Source organism: Nonomuraea sp. NPDC050680, from assembly GCF_040654555.1.
Taxonomy (GTDB): domain Bacteria; phylum Actinomycetota; class Actinomycetes; order Streptosporangiales; family Streptosporangiaceae; genus Nonomuraea.
This window is the reverse complement of the sequence record NZ_JBFAIF010000006.1, coordinates 343,498-358,080: the sequence shown is the minus strand read 5'-3', so window position 1 is coordinate 358,080 and position 14,583 is coordinate 343,498. Positions and strand designations below refer to the sequence as shown.

Sequence of the window (14,583 nt, the reverse complement as noted above, 5' to 3'; positions counted from 1 at the left end):
CGCGGGGCCTAGTCCCACCACGCGCACCTGATACATCCCGACGCACCTGACGCGCCGAAGGCCCGTGGCAGCGCCACGGCGCCCGCGCGTTGGATACGCTCGCGATCACCGATGAGAATCGCCTGGCCGGACCGGACGCGCAGGCCGTCGGCGGGCCGGGTGCTCGCCGTGGTCTCGATCCTGCCTGCCCTGATCGTGGCCGGCTGGCTGCTCGCCGCGCTTCCGTTGCTGCTGGCGGGCTGGTACCAGCCGGTGCCCGCGCTGGTGCTCGGGGTGGTGGTCATCGGGCTGCTGTGCCGGTTCGCCGTCCGCGGGCCGCTGAAGGTCGTCGAGGCGACCGGGCGGCAGGTCGGCGCGGTCGTCGCCGTCGCGGTGGGGTCGGGTGTGTTCAACGCGATCACGCACACCGAGCAGCTGATCGTCAGGCGCGACCCCGCCACGTACGCGCAGTACGCCGTCTGGCTCGCCCGGCACGGCTCGCTGCCGATCACCCCGCAGGTGGAGGCGTTCGGCGGGCCTGACCCGGCGCTCAAGTTCGACAGCATCGGGTTCTACCCCGCGGACGGGGCGGTGGTGCCGCAGTTCATGCCGGGACCGCCGCTGCTGTTCGCCGCGGGTGACTGGCTCGGCGGCATGCTGCTGACACCGGCCGTGCTGGGAGCGCTGGCCGTGCTCACGCTGGCGGGGGTGGTGGGCCGGCTCGCCGGTGGGCGCTGGGCGCCGGTGGCGGCGCTGGCCTTCGCGGTGAGCCTGCCGATCCTCTACACCTCGCGGACCACCTTCAGCGAGATCCCCTCGCTGGTGCTGCTGTTCGGCGGCCTGGCCCTGGTCCACGATGCCCTTTCGCGTGAGGACAGGCCGCGGGGGTGGGAAGCGGCGCTGGGCGGGCTGGTGTTCGGGCTGGCCGTGCTGGTCAGGATCGACGGGCTGCGTGACGTGCTGCCTGTCCTGGCGTTCGCCGGGGTGCTGATCGCCTGGCGGCGCCTCGGCCGTTCCCAGGGGGCGCTCGGGCCGCCGCTCCTGGCCGGGCTCGCGGTGGGCGCGGGGTTGGGGCTGCTGGCGGCGTACGTGCTGGCGCGGCCTTATCTGTCCTATCTGTCCAAGTCGCTCAATCCGCTGCTGGCCATCTGCGCCGCCGTTCTCCTGCTCACCCTGGCCGGTACGCTCGCCGCGCCCCGCCTGGCCCGGATCCGGCTGCCCAGGTGGCTTCCGAACGTGGGTGCCGGGCTGGTCGTCCTCGTCATGGCGGGGCTGGCCGTGCGACCGTGGCTGCAGACCGTAACGCGGGCGGCCACGACAAAGGAAGACCGGCTCACCTCCGAGTTCATCAGACAGACGCAGAAGGCCAACGGCCTGCCCGTCGACGGCACCCGGCTCTACTCGGAGCTGTCCCTGCACTGGGTGAGCTGGTACGTCGGCATCCCAGCGATCGTGCTGGCCACGCTCGCCGCGGCGGTGCTGGTGCGGCGGCTGCTCAGGAACGGCTCCCCGGCCGAGTGGCTGCTGCCTCTGGCCGTCATCGGCTGGACCACGGTGACGACGCTGCTGCGCCCGGAGATCACCCCCGACCATCCGTGGGCCGCGCGCCGCCTGGTCCCGGTGGTGATCCCCGGGATGATCCTGCTGGCGGTGTGGGGGCTGGAGTGGGTGCGTACCCGGGCGCCCCTGCGCGGGTACGGCCGGTGGATCGGCGTCGTGGGCGCCGCGCTCGTCCTGGTGCCGCCGGCCATCACCTCGATCGGGACCGCGTTCACCCCGGTGGAGCGGGGCGAGCGGGCGGCCGTCGAGGCGATGTGCGCCAAGATCCCGCCGAACGCCTCGGTGCTGATCATCGAGCGGGTGACGGGCAACCGGTTCACCCAGGTCGTCCGGGGTATGTGCGACCGCCCGACGGCCCAGGTCCGGGTGGTGGCAGGGAAGAATACGGCAAAGGAAGAAGACGTGCGCCGCCTGATCGATCGCGTCCGCGCCGTCGGCCGCGTCCCGGTCGTGCTGGCGGCCGAAGACTTCCAGGTCGCTCCGTACGGCCCGAAGACGCAGGTCATGGCCCTGGTGTCGCGGCAGGACGAGCGCTCGCTCGTCGACGCGCCGAACGGCACCTGGGGGTTCGGGATCAGCGTGTGGATGGCCGTTGCCTGACCTGTGTGTGGACTTTTCTCCCTGCTGGGCAGAGTACCCTCGACGCACGTGAGCACGCCTGAGACCCCCCAGAGTGGATACGCCGTGGAAGAAGCGCCATACGTCACGATCGTCTTGCCGTGCTACAACGAGCAGGATCACGTCATCGACGAGGTCGAGCGCATCACCAAGGCGATGGACTCCAGCGGCTACACCTATGAGCTGGTGGCGGTCGACGACTGCTCCACCGACGAGACACTGGCCAGGCTGCAGGAGGCCGCGCCCCGGTTCGAGCACCTGCGGATCCGCGCCTTCCACCGCAACGGCGGGTCGGGCACCGTGCGCCGCATCGGCACGCAGGAGGCCAAGGGCGAGATCGTCGTCTGGACCGACGCCGACATGACCTACCCCAACGAGCGCATCCCCGAGCTGGTCCAGATCCTGGAGAAGGACACGACCGTCGACCAGGTCGTCGGCGCCCGCACCAGCGAGGAGGGGTCGCACAAGCTGCTGCGCGTCCCGGCCAAGTGGGTGATCCGCAAGGTGGCCGAGCAGCTCGCCGGGCAGAAGATCCCCGACCTCAACTCCGGGCTGCGCGCGTTCCGCAAGTCGGTGGCCAAGCCCTACCTGCGGCTACTGCCGCCCGGGTTCTCCTGTGTCACGACGATCACGCTGTCGTTCCTGTCGAACCAGCACGACGTCTACTACATGCCGATCGGCTACGCCAAGCGGGCGGGCAAGTCGAAGTTCAGCTTCGTCTCCGACGCCTACCGCTACATCCTGCAGGTGCTGCGGATGATCATGTACTTCAACCCGCTCAAGGTGCTCATGCCGCCCGCGTTGTGGCTGGTGGCGATCGGGTTCGTCAAGGGGATCTGGGACATGGTCCAGCACCCCTTCTACTTCCCGGCCAACACCGTCATGATCTTCCTGTCGGGCCTGCTCATCGGGTCCGTGGCGCTGCTGGCCGACCTGATCGTGCGCTCGCGGGGCGAATAGCGTGCGCATCGCCATCGTCGGCCCCACCTATCCGTACAAAGGAGGCGGGGCGCAGCACACCACCGAGCTGGCGCACCGGCTGACGGCGCTCGGCCACGACGTGGTGATCGAGTCCTGGCGTGCGCAATACCCGGCCTTCCTCTATCCGGGGCAGCAGACGATAACGGCGCCCGAAGGCACTCCCTTCCCGAAGACGCTGCGCCGGCTCGACTGGCGCAATCCCGCCGGCTGGGTGGCCTGCGGGCGCCGGCTGCGCTCGGCCGACCTGGTGATCCTGGCCGTCCTGAGCCCGGTGCAGGTCCCGGCCTACCTCGGCATCCTGTACGGCCTGGGCGGCAAGGCCAGGACCGTCGCCCTGTGCCACAACGTGCTGCCGCACGAGCGCAAGCCCTACGACCGGCCGCTGATGAAGGCGCTGCTCAACCGGGTCGACGCCGTGCTCACCCACTCCGGCGAGCAGGCGGCCCTGGCGGCCTCCCTGACCGGAAAGCCGGTGAGTGTGGCCGGGCTGCCGCCGCATCTGCCGTCCACGACCGGGGAACGCTCCGCCGAGGTGCACGGGCGGCTGCTGTTCTTCGGCATCGTCCGGCCGTACAAGGGGCTCGACCTGCTGCTGCGGGCCCTGCCGGAGGGGGTCGGGCTGACCGTGGCGGGTGAGTTCTGGGGCGGGCTCGACGGGACCCAGGCGTTGATCGGTGAGCTGGGCCTCGCCGACCGGGTGGAGCTCCGGCCGGGTTACGTGGCCGCCGAGGACGTGCCGAAGCTGTTCGCCTCGGCGGACGCGCTCGTCCTGCCCTACCGCAACGCCACCGCCAGCCAGAACGTCTGGCTCGGGCACGAGCACGGCGTGCCGGTGATCGCCACCCGCGTCGGGGCGCTCGCCGACCACATCACGGACGGCGTCGACGGGCTGCTGGTCGAGCCGGACGACGTCGAGGCCCTCAACGGGGCGATCAAGCGGTTCTACGCCCCGGGTGAGCCCGAGCGGTTGCGGTCGGGCGTCAAGGCGGTCGACCCGGAGCCGTTCTGGTCGTCGTACTCCGCGGTGCTCCTCGACGCCTGACGGCCCAGCAGGAAGGCGATGCCCGCGGCGACGGCGTCGCCCAGGGTGAACGCCAGCCGCGACACCACCGCCACCGCGTAGGCCGGGCCGGTGCCGATCAGCGGCGAGAGCACGAGGATCATGGCGCCCTCACGCACCCCGACCCCGGCCGGCACGACGAACGTCAGCAGCCCGGTGGCCCAGGCGAACGCGTAGGCCCCGGTCGCCACCACGTAGAGGTCCCACCTGCCCGACAGCAGCCAGGTGTGCAGGCCGTACACGAACCAGCCCAGGGCGGTCCAGCCCACCGCGACCAGCACGGTACGGCCGGGCAGCACGCTGTCGAGCGGCTCCTTGCGCGCGAGGCGCAGGGCCAGGTTGAGACCCCAGGTGAGCACCTTGGGATGCAGGCACACGATGATCACGGGGACCAGCAGCAGGAGGTACCACGCCTGGCGCACGGCCTGCTGCGTCGCCAGCGTCGCGGCGGCGATCGACAGCGCGACCCCCAGGTTGATCACCAGGGACAGCGAGATGCAGGCGAACGTCCGGCGCGGCGGGCTGCCGTGGTCGCGGCCGAGCTCCATCATCGCCGCGTACGCCCAGACCGAGCCGGGGATGTACTTGCCGAGCTGGCCCACGAACATGATCCGCCCGGCCACCGGCAACGGCAGTGGCGACCCGAGCCCGGCCAGCACCCCGCGCCAGGCGAGCAGCATGCAGAACTGCCCGGCCAGCACCGCGGCGAACGCCCCGAGCACCGCCCACGGCGACAGCGCGGTCACGGCCGCGGTGGTCTCGCCCCAGTTCCTGGCCAGTCCGTAGCCGAGGAAACCGAGCGCGACCAGCGCGAGGAAGACGCGCAGCAGGCGGCGGAGCATTGGCCAAGGCTAACCGCGGTCGGCCGGGTATAGCCAGACGATCGGGTCTTCGATCGTTCAGCGCCTCTCGCACGCGGGTACTGTTGGGCGGCGTGGGTAAGGAACGGGTCGCACAGCTGGAGTACTCCGAGTTCCAGTCGGCGATGCTCGACGAGGAGAAACGCCGGCGCAAGGCCGCCAAGATCATCGCGGTGGTGGAGCACTTCCACGGTCCGCTCGGCGGGCTGACCGTCGGCGACGTCGGCTGCTCGGCCGGGTTCATCGCCGACGAGCTGGCCGGCGCCGGGGCCGAGCACACGCTGGGCATCGACATCGACGTGCCCGGGCTGCGCAAGGCGGCCGACCGGTTCGGCGAGCGGGTGGCGTTCGTCTGCGGCGACGGCACCGCGCTGCCGTTCCCCGACGGCTCGCTCGACGTGCTGGTGTTCAACCACATCTACGAGCACGTCGTCGACCCCGACGCCGTGGTCGCCGAGATGCACCGGGTGCTGTCCGACGACGGCGTGCTCTACCTGGGGCTGGGCAACCGGCTCGGCATCATGGAGCCGCACTACAAGCTGCCGTTCCTGTCCTACCTGCCGCCCGCGCTCGCCGACCGCTACGTGCGCGCCTCCGGTCGCGCCGACCACTACTACGAGCGCTACCGCACCCGGCGCGGGCTGCGCCGGATGCTGCGGGCCTTCCACGTGTGGGACTACACCTTCCCGGTGCTGGCGACGCCCACCCGGTTCGCCGGGTCCGAGCTGTTCCCGGGCGCGCTGGGCCGCGTGGTGCGGGCCGTGCTGGCGCGCACTCCGCGCGCGGTGCTGCGCCTGCTCCTGCCGATCGTGCCCACCTACCTGTGGGTGGCGACGAAGACGCCCCGCCCCCCGGTGGGCGCCGCCCTCCCGCAGCCGCCCGAGCGGGTCCGCCCGCTGTGAGCACCATCAAACCTGGCACGTCCGGCAGGGCGCCCGTGGTGCGCAAGGTCGTGCGGTTCGGGTTCCTGCTGGTCGCCCTCGGGTTCGGCGGGTGGGCCGTGGCGTCGCAGTGGGACGCCGTGGTCGCCGGGTTCGCCCGGCTGAGCTGGCCGCTGCTCGCCGCCTCCCTGGTCGGGGTGGTGGCCGCGCTGCTGTGCGCCATGATGACCTGGCGCACCCTGCTGGCCGACCTCGGCTCGCCGCTGCCCCTGCGCCCCGCCGCCAAGGTGTTCTTCGTCGGCCAGCTCGGCAAGTACATCCCCGGCGCCGTCTGGCCGGTCCTGGCTCAGATGGAGATGGGCCGCGACCTCGGTGTGCCCCGCCCGCGCAGCGCGGCGGCCTTCTTCCTGATGATGCCGATCCAGCTGGCCACCGGCCTGCTCGTCACGCTGGTCACGCTCGGCTGGGACCGGTTCGGCTGGCTGCTGCTCCTCGTGCCCGTGCTGCTGGTGCTGCTGGAGCCCAAGGTGATCAACGGGCTGATCGGGTTCGGGCTGCGTAAGCTCAAGCGCGAGCCCCTCGAACGCGGGCTCACCCGGCGTGGCATGCTCACCGCGCTCGGCTGGGCCCTGGCCGGCTGGATCTCCTACGGCGTGCACCTCTACTTCATCGTGCCGCAGGACGGCCTGCTCTTCGCCATCGGCGCCTTCGCCCTGTCGTGGTCGCTGGGCATCATGTCGTTCGTCGTTCCCGCCGGTGCCGGTGTGCGGGAAGTGGTCATGGTGGGCGTGCTGTCGCCGGTGATGCCCTCCGGCCCGGCCATCGCCGTGGCTCTTTCATCGCGGATCGTCATCGTCATCGGGGACCTGATCTGCGCGGGTATGGCGGGAATCGCAGCTCGGCGCGACTCGGGGTGATTTGGACCACGATTTGGGGCTCAGTGGTCATAAGCTGAACCGTAGAGGGGGGCGAAAGGCCCCACGTTGATCTTGAGGGGAGAAGATCTTCGTAATGCCTCGAGTGCTCGTCGACGCCGCGGCGGTCCCCGCGGACCGCGGGGCGTTGATCAGATACGTGGACGGGCTCGTCGCCGGGCTCGACCGGGCGGGTGCCGATCTCGCGGTGGTCTGCCAGCGCGCCGACGCCGACCGCTATGGGCGGCTCGCGCCCTCGGCCCGGATCATGCCTGGCCCTGTCGCCATCACCAACCGGGCCGCCAGGCTCGCCTGGGAGCAGACCGGCGTGCCGCTGCTCGCCCGCCAGGCGGGGGCGCAGGTCATCCACGCCCCCTACTACTCGATGCCGATCCGCGCGGGCCTGCCCACAGTGGTGACCGTGCACGACGTCACCTGGTTCACCGAGCCCGAACAGCACAGCGCGGTCCGGGCGTCGTTCTTCAGGTCCGCCACCCGCACCTCCGTACGTCACGCCACCCGCGTCATCGTGCCGTCCAAGGCGACCAGGGACGAGCTGATCCGCGTGCTCGCCGCCGATCCGACCCGCATCGACGTGGCCTACCACGGCGTGGACCAGCGAGTCTTCCACCCGCCGAGCGACGTCGAGATGCTCCGCGCGGTCACCAGGTGCGGCCTGCACGGTCAGCCGTACGTGGCCTTCCTCGGCGCGCTCGACCCGCGCAAGAACGTGCCCAACCTGATCCGCGGCTTCGCCATGGCCGTCAAGAGCCTGGACCACCCGCCCGCGCTGGTGCTCGGCGGCGGGGTCCACGAGGACGACGTCGATGAGGCCTGCCGGGAGGTCGAGGCCACCGTCAAGGTGGTGCGGCCGGGCTACCTGAGCATTCCGGACCTGCCGGGGTTCCTCGGCGGGGCGGTCGTGGTGGCGTTCCCGTCGCGTGGCGAGGGGTTCGGGCTGCCCGTGCTGGAGGCGATGGCCTGCGGTGCGCCGGTGCTCACCACCCACCGCACCTCGCTGCCCGAGGTGGGCGGCGACGCGGTCGCCTACACCGAGCCCGACGCCGACAGCATCGCCACAGAGCTCGGCCAGCTGCTCGCCTCCACCGAGCGGCGGCGGCAGCTGCGTGAGGCCGGTCTGGCCAGAGCCCGCGAGTTCACCTGGGAGGCGTCCGTGGAGGCGCATCTCAGCTCCTACCAGCGCGCGATCGAATAGTTAGATAACCTCACCGAGTGATGGAGAGCTCTTTGCCAGACCTCGAGGCGATCCTCCTGGTCGGAGGGCAGGGCACGCGCCTGCGTCCGCTGACACTGGGCACGCCCAAGCCGCTGCTTCCCACCGCCGGAGTGCCGTTCCTGGCACATCAGCTGGCCCGCGCCCGATCATTCGGGGTGCGCCGGATCGTCTTCGCGACCTCCTACAAAGCCTCGATGTTCGAGCCCGTCTTCGGTGATGGGGCGGCGTTCGGCCTCTCGCTCGAATACATGACGGAGGAGACGCCGCTCGGCACCGGCGGCGCGATCCGCAACGCCGCCGAAGCGCTCACCTCGGGTCCCGACGATCCTGTGCTCATCCTCAACGGCGACATCCTGTCCGGTCACGACATAGGCGACCAGATCCGTACCCATGTGGACCGTTCCGCTGCTGTAACGCTCCATTTGACGGAGGTCGACGATCCGACCCGGTTCGGCTGCGTGCCCACCGACGACGACGGGCGGGTGACGGACTTCCTGGAGAAGACGCCCAACCCGGTGACCAACCGCATCAACGCGGGCTGCTACGTGTTCACCCGCTCGGTCATCGACCAGATCCCCAGGGACGAGGTCGTGTCGGTCGAGCGGCAGACCTTCCCGGGGCTCATCGAGTCGGGTGAGCTCGTGCTGGGCTACGCCGACCGCACCTACTGGCTCGACGTCGGCACGCCCGCGGCGTTCGTCCGCGGCTCGGCCGACCTGGTGCTCGGCCGGCTGGCCTCGCCCGCGCTGCCCGGTCCGACCGGCGAATACCTGGCGCTCGACGGGGCCGTGGTCTCGCCGGAGGCCAAGGTGCAGGGCGGCTCCACGGTGGGCGCGCGCGCCGTGGTCGAGGCGGGCGCCTCGGTGCTGGGCAGCGTGCTGAGCGACGACTGCGTGATCCACGCGGGCGCGTCCGTCACGGACTCGGTGGTGGGCCGGGGGGCGCGGGTGTGCGCGGGCGCGGTGGTGTGCGACGCGGTGATCGGCGACGGCGCGGTGGTGGGCCCGGGCAACGAACTCCAGGCGGGCGTACGCATCTGGCCGGGCATCGAGCTTCCTGAGCGTGCGGTCCGCTACTCAAGCGACGTCTGACCCCCGGCACCCGGAGGCCAACGGGGGCGGCAGACTGTAGGGGTGATGGAGCGTTGGTGGGAGCCCGAGGGGCCGGTGGACGTGGGCCTCGTGCTGGGCCCGCACCGGCGCGGCACGGGCGATCCCACCTGGCGCGCCACGCACGACGGTGCCGTGTGGCGCACCTCCCGCACCCCCGACGGCCCCGGCACGCTGCGGGTGAGCGTGCGGGCGGGGAGCGTGTGCGGACAGGCCTGGGGGCCGGGCGCCGGGTGGCTGCTTGAGGCGCTGCCCGCCCTGCTCGGGGCCGAGGACGACGCCTCGGGGTTCAGCGTCCGGCACGCCGTGCTGGAGGACGTGGCCAGGAAGCACGCGGGGCTGCGCATCGGCAGGACCGGCCGGGTCATGGAGGCTCTGGTGCCTGCCGTACTCGAGCAGAAGGTCGTCGGGCGTGAGGCGTGGCAGGCCTGGCGGTGGTTGCTGAACCGCTACGGGGAGCCCGCCCCGGGGCCCGCGCCCGACGGGATGCGGGTCGTGCCCGAGACGAGCGTGTGGCGGGAGGTGCCGTCCTGGCACTGGCATCGGGCCGGTGCCGAGGCCGTGCGGGCCAGGACGATCGCCACGGCGGCCTGGCACGCCGCCAAGCTGGAGGCCGCCGCCACCAGTGAGGAGCTCGACCGGCTGCTGCGGGCCCTGCCGGGCATCGGGGTGTGGACGTCGGCGGAGGTGCGCCAGCGGGCCTTCGGCGATCCCGACGCCGTGAGCGTGGGCGACTTCCACCTGGCCACGCTGGTGGGCTACGCGCTGACCGGCGAGAAGACCGACGATCCGGGCATGATGCGGCTGCTGGAGCCCTACATGGGCCACCGGCACCGGGCGACGGTCCTGATCTGGCTCACCGGGCTGCGCCCGCCCGCGCGCGGCCCGAGAATGCCCGTGCGCGACTATCGGTCCTTCTGACACCTCCCCTAGGTGCGGGTCGTGAACCCAGCCCGTCGTAGTGTGCCGGTATGAGTCTCGTTAGTGATTCCGCACTCCGCCGTGCTCTCGCCAGGGCCCGCGACGGCAAGACCCTCGACGTCACCGAGGCGGCCGTGCTGCTCCACGCCCGCGATGAGCACCTTGACACGCTGCTCGAACACGCCTCCCGAATCCGGGACGCCGGATTGGCGGCGGTCGGGAGGGAGGGCGTCATCACGTACAGCAGGAAAGTGTTCATCCCGCTGACCAGGCTCTGCCGGGACCGTTGTGGTTACTGCACGTTCGCGACCGCGCCGAACAAACTGCCCGCGCCGTTCCTGAGTCCTGACGAGGTGCTGGAGATCGCCGCTCAGGGGGCGGCGATGGGGTGCAAGGAGGCGCTGTTCACGCTGGGGGACCGGCCCGAGGACCGCTGGCACCAGGCGCGCGAGTGGCTCGACGCGCACGGCTATGACGACACGCTGTCGTACGTGCGCGCGATGGCGATCAGGGTGCTGGAGGAGACCGGCCTGCTGCCGCACCTGAATCCCGGCGTGCTGAGCTGGCGCGACCTGCAGCGGCTCAAGCCGGTCGCGCCGTCGATGGGCATGATGCTGGAGACGACCTCGCGGCGGCTGTTCGAGGAGAAGGGGGCCGCCCACTACGGGTCTCCCGACAAGGATCCGGCGGTACGGCTGCGCGTGCTGGAGGACGCGGGCCGCTCGAACGTGCCGTTCACCACCGGGATCCTGATCGGCATCGGCGAGACCATCGAGGACCGGGCCGAGTCGATCTTCGCGATCCGGCGGGTGGCGCGCGAGTACGGCGGTGTCCAGGAGGTCATCGTCCAGAACTTCCGCGCCAAGCCCGACACCGCCATGCGCGGCCTGCCGGACGCCGACCTGCAGGAGCTGGCCGCCACGATCGCGGTGGCCCGGCTCGTTCTGGGGCCCCGGGTACGGTTGCAGGCCCCGCCGAACCTGGTCGACGCCGAGTACGAGCTGATGATCCGAGCCGGGATCGACGACTGGGGCGGGGTGTCGCCGCTGACGCCCGACCACGTCAACCCTGAGCGGCCGTGGCCGCAGATCGACGACCTGGCGGAGCGGACCGGCGAGGCGGGGTTCCAGCTGCGGGAGCGGCTGACGATTTATCCGGAATATGTGCTCGCGGGGGAGCCGTGGCTGGATCCTCGGTTGTTCGCACACGTGGCGGCGCTGGCGGATCCGGTCACGGGGCTGGCTGTGGAGGACGCGGTGCTCCAGGGGCGGCCGTGGCAGGAGCCAGATGGGGGATTCGCGGCTTCTGGCCGGGTGGATCTGCACGTCGAGGTGGACACGACGGGCCGGACCAACGACCGGCGTGACGACTTCGACAACGTCTACGGAGACTGGGAGGCGCTGCGCGATCGGCTGGACCCCGCCGCGTCAGGAGGACATACGCCGTCCGAGGTGCGGGCGGCGTTGCGGCGGGCGGAGGCGGATCCGGCGGGGTTGAGTGAGGCCGAGGCCGTGGCGTTGCTGTCGGCCGACGGCGGAGCGCTCGACGAGCTGGCCCGCATCGCCGACGACCTGCGCGCGCGGGCGGTCGGCGACGAGGTGACCTACGTCGTCAACCGGAACATCAACTTCACCAACGTCTGCTACACCGGCTGCCGCTTCTGCGCGTTCGCCCAGCGCAGGACCGATGCCGACGCCTACACGCTCAGCCTGGACCAGGTGGCCGACCGCGCGGAGGAGGCGTGGCGGGCCGGGGCGACCGAGGTGTGCATGCAGGGTGGCATCCACCCCGACCTGCCGGGCACCGCCTACTTCGACCTCGCCAAGGCGGTCAAGGCCAGGACGCCGGGCATGCACGTACACGCCTTCTCCCCGATGGAGGTCATCAACGGCGCCAGCCGGACGAACCTGTCCATCGAGGACTGGCTGCACGCGGCGAAGGAGGCGGGTGTCGACTCGCTGCCGGGCACGGCGGCGGAGATTCTCGACGACGACGTCCGCTGGGTGCTCACCAAGGGCAAGCTGCCCACCAAGGAGTGGATCGACGTCATCACCACCGCGCACCGGGTGGGCATCCCGACGACGTCCACGATGATGTACGGCCACGTGGACACCCACGTGCACTGGGTCAGGCACATCAAGCTGATCAGGCGGCTGCAGGAGGAGAGCGGCGGGTTCTCGGAGTTCGTGCTGCTGCCGTTCGTGCACACCAGCTCGCCGATCTACCTGGCGGGCGTCGCCCGGCCGGGGCCGACCGCGCAGGAGAATCGGGCTGTGCACGCGCTGGCCAGGATCCTGCTGCACGGCGCGATCTCGAACATCCAGTGCTCCTGGGTCAAGCTCCAGGACGACCTGTGCCACCAGGTGCTCCAGGGCGGGGTGAACGACCTCGGCGGCACCCTGATGGAGGAGACCATCAGCCGGATGGCCGGGTCGGAGAACGGCTCGTACAAGACGATCAGTGAGCTGCGCGCGATGGTCGAGCTCACCGGCCGGCCGGTGCGGCAGCGTACGACGGAGTACGGCCGGCCCGACGGCGAGCGGCTGGCCGCGTCGGCGGCGAGCGACGGTGTCTGCCAGAGCGTCAGGCGGGTACTCCCGATGGCGTAGTTATAACAAGTTCTACCGAGTCTTGCGCCAGTCGTGGGCGGCGCTGGAAGAATCGGCAGTCCCCTGAAGAGAGGTGCACCGTGCGGCTGGGTCGACACCGGGCGGCGCTGCCCGCCGAACAGCGCCGCAGGAAGGCACTGCAACGCGGCCTGCTGGCGGGGGCGGGGGCGCTGGCCATCGTCGCCGCCACCGTGGTCGTGCTCTTCGGCGGAGCCGGCGCGCTGTGCACGACACGAGAGCCTGTTCTGGTCAGCGTGGCCGCTGCGGTGGACGTCGCTCCGGCGGCCATGGAGGCGGCCGGAAAGTTCAACGACGCCAAGAACTCGATCGGCGGCCGGTGCGTGCTCGTCCAGGTCACCGAGCAGCCTCCGGCCACCGTGCTGCGCACGCTGATCGGCGACCGGGCCGGCGTGTTACGCGAGCGGCCCGACGGCTGGATCGCCGACTCCTCCGCCTGGATCCGGCTGGCCCGCAAGCAGGGCGCGAGCGCGCTGCCCACGGGGGAGAGCGTGGTGGCGACGTCGCCGCTGGTGTTCGCCACGCGGTCGTCGCTGGCGCAGCGCTTCTCCGTCGGCAAGACCGAGATGAACTGGCGGATGGTCTTCCCCTCCACCGTGCGGGGCCGGCTCACGCCCAACGCCAACGAGCCCGACATCGTGCGCGTGCCCGACCCGTCGCTGGCCGGCGCGGGCATCGCCACGGTCGCCGCCGCCAGGGACGTGGTGGGCAACGGGCCCGAGGCGGACAAGGCGCTGACCGCGTTCGTCCGCTGGGCGCAGGCGGGCTCGGCGCCCGACTACCGCTCGATGCTGGCCGCCGTGGACGACCACACGTTCTGGCAGCGGCCGGTGGTCATCGTGCCCGAGCAGTCGGTGTGGACGCACAACCAGCAGCCGTCGACCGACCCGGTCGTCGCGTTGAACCCGCGTGAGGGCACGATCGATCTCGACTACCCGTACGTCGTCACCGCCACCGACCCGACGGCCGCCGAAGCCTCGACGCTCTTCGCCGACTGGCTGCGCGGCCCCGAGGCCCAGGATCTGGTACGGCGGGCCGGGTTCCACTCGGGCGACGGCAAGCTGGGCCCGATCTCACCGGGGCCGCAGATCCCGACGGTCGCCCCGAAGACCCGGCCCTCGGTGTCGCCCGAGGACATCGACGCCGCACTGCAGGCGTGGAGCAGGCTGGCGCCGCCGACGAACATCCTGGTGCTGGCCGACACCTCCAAGCACATGGCCGAGAAGCTGAAGAACACCACCCGGCTGGGCGTCTCGCTGGCCGCGGCCAAGATCGGGCTGCGGCTCTTCCCCGACACCACGCACATGGGGTTGTGGGAGTTCGCCGACGGGCTCGGCCAGGCCAAGGGCTACCAGCAGCGCGTCAGCCTGGGGCCGATCAGCCGCCCCGAGAGCGGCCAGCTGGTCCGGAGGAGCGTACTCGACCAGCTCACCACCACGATCACCGCCCATCCCGACCGTGACAGCTCGCTCTACGACGCGATACTCGGCGGCTTCCACGAGCTCGCGGGCAAGTATCGCGAGGAGATGAACAACACGCTCCTGGTGATCACCGCGGGCAAGGACGACGGCCGCGGCATCAAACTGCCGCAGCTGGTCAGCAAGCTCCGCGAGGAGTGGGACCCGAACAAGCCCATCCAGATCGTCATCATCGCCTTCGGCAACGCGGACCGGGCGAGCCTGTCCGACATCACCTCCGTCACGAACGGCTCCCTGCACATCGCCCAGCAGCCGGACGAGATCATCGATGTCTTCCTCGCCGCGCTCGCCCGCCGCCTGTGCCACCCCACCTGCAAGCCGACCACATGATGAGGGGGTGCCGGGAAGTCCCGGCACC

Annotated in this window: 11 protein-coding genes; 10 read left to right on the top strand and 1 reads right to left on the bottom strand. The window is 71.3% G+C overall.

Annotation, left to right across the window (positions count from 1 at the left end):
- Positions 1 to 111: 111 nt before the first annotated feature.
- The 3 genes from AB0H88_RS24115 to AB0H88_RS24105 are packed head-to-tail and all read left to right on the top strand — an operon-like array spanning position 112 to position 4,180.
- Positions 112 to 2,139: a hypothetical protein gene (locus tag AB0H88_RS24115; RefSeq protein WP_357647935.1), complete on the top strand. Its 2,028-nt coding sequence runs from the start codon at positions 112 to 114 to the stop codon at positions 2,137 to 2,139.
- Positions 2,140 to 2,187: 48 nt separating this feature from the next.
- Positions 2,188 to 3,117, top strand: a complete 930-nt coding sequence (locus tag AB0H88_RS24110; RefSeq protein WP_357647933.1) for a glycosyltransferase family 2 protein — start codon at positions 2,188 to 2,190, stop codon at positions 3,115 to 3,117.
- Position 3,118: 1 nt separating this feature from the next.
- Positions 3,119 to 4,180, top strand: coding sequence for a glycosyltransferase family 4 protein (locus tag AB0H88_RS24105; protein WP_357647931.1), 1,062 nt, complete (start codon positions 3,119 to 3,121; stop codon positions 4,178 to 4,180).
- On the opposite strand, the gene AB0H88_RS24100 is transcribed toward AB0H88_RS24105, so the two are convergent.
- The gene (locus tag AB0H88_RS24100) at positions 4,081 to 5,040 is read right to left on the bottom strand and encodes a lysylphosphatidylglycerol synthase domain-containing protein (protein ID WP_357647929.1); all 960 of its coding nucleotides are present in this window, start codon (positions 5,038 to 5,040) and stop codon (positions 4,081 to 4,083) included. The genes AB0H88_RS24105 and AB0H88_RS24100 overlap by 100 nt on opposite strands.
- Before the next feature lie 92 nt (positions 5,041 to 5,132).
- Between AB0H88_RS24100 and AB0H88_RS24095 the strand changes: the two genes are divergently transcribed.
- The 7 genes from AB0H88_RS24095 to AB0H88_RS24065 all read left to right on the top strand — a co-directional run bounded on the left by AB0H88_RS24095 (position 5,133) and on the right by AB0H88_RS24065 (position 14,555).
- The gene (locus AB0H88_RS24095) at positions 5,133 to 5,960 is read left to right on the top strand and encodes a class I SAM-dependent methyltransferase (protein WP_357647927.1); all 828 of its coding nucleotides are present in this window, start codon (positions 5,133 to 5,135) and stop codon (positions 5,958 to 5,960) included.
- Complete coding sequence (locus AB0H88_RS24090) at positions 5,957 to 6,856, top strand: lysylphosphatidylglycerol synthase transmembrane domain-containing protein (protein ID WP_357647925.1); 900 nt, start codon at positions 5,957 to 5,959, stop codon at positions 6,854 to 6,856. The genes AB0H88_RS24095 and AB0H88_RS24090 overlap by 4 nt, the downstream gene beginning before the upstream one ends.
- A 94-nt stretch (positions 6,857 to 6,950) precedes the next feature.
- A complete protein-coding gene (locus AB0H88_RS24085) occupies positions 6,951 to 8,069 on the top strand; it encodes a glycosyltransferase family 1 protein (RefSeq protein ID WP_357647923.1) in 1,119 nt (372 codons plus the stop codon).
- Positions 8,070 to 8,089: 20 nt separating this feature from the next.
- Positions 8,090 to 9,181, top strand: coding sequence for an NDP-sugar synthase (locus AB0H88_RS24080; RefSeq protein WP_357647921.1), 1,092 nt, complete (start codon positions 8,090 to 8,092; stop codon positions 9,179 to 9,181).
- A gap of 45 nt (positions 9,182 to 9,226) precedes the next feature.
- Positions 9,227 to 10,120: a DNA-3-methyladenine glycosylase 2 family protein gene (locus AB0H88_RS24075; protein WP_357648042.1), complete on the top strand. Its 894-nt coding sequence runs from the start codon at positions 9,227 to 9,229 to the stop codon at positions 10,118 to 10,120.
- 50 nt (positions 10,121 to 10,170) lie between these two features.
- Positions 10,171 to 12,729 (top strand): bifunctional FO biosynthesis protein CofGH, encoded by a 2,559-nt coding sequence (locus AB0H88_RS24070; protein WP_357647919.1) that lies wholly within the window; start codon positions 10,171 to 10,173, stop codon positions 12,727 to 12,729.
- Between the two features lie 80 nt (positions 12,730 to 12,809).
- Complete coding sequence (locus AB0H88_RS24065) at positions 12,810 to 14,555, top strand: substrate-binding and VWA domain-containing protein (RefSeq protein WP_357647917.1); 1,746 nt, start codon at positions 12,810 to 12,812, stop codon at positions 14,553 to 14,555.
- Positions 14,556 to 14,583: the final 28 nt, after the last annotated feature.

Bases quoted from the DNA above. Each gene is read 5' to 3' on its own strand.
- AB0H88_RS24080 (WP_357647921.1), top strand. From the start codon at position 8,090: ATGGAGAGCTCTTTGCCAGACCTCGAGGCGATCCTCCTGGTCGGAGGG.
- AB0H88_RS24075 (WP_357648042.1), top strand. From the start codon at position 9,227: ATGGAGCGTTGGTGGGAGCCCGAGGGGCCGGTGGACGTGGGCCTCGTG.
- AB0H88_RS24115 (WP_357647935.1), top strand. From the start codon at position 112: ATGAGAATCGCCTGGCCGGACCGGACGCGCAGGCCGTCGGCGGGCCGG.
- AB0H88_RS24085 (WP_357647923.1), top strand. From the start codon at position 6,951: ATGCCTCGAGTGCTCGTCGACGCCGCGGCGGTCCCCGCGGACCGCGGG.
- AB0H88_RS24070 (WP_357647919.1), top strand. From the start codon at position 10,171: ATGAGTCTCGTTAGTGATTCCGCACTCCGCCGTGCTCTCGCCAGGGCC.
- AB0H88_RS24100 (WP_357647929.1), bottom strand. From the start codon at position 5,040: ATGCTCCGCCGCCTGCTGCGCGTCTTCCTCGCGCTGGTCGCGCTCGGT.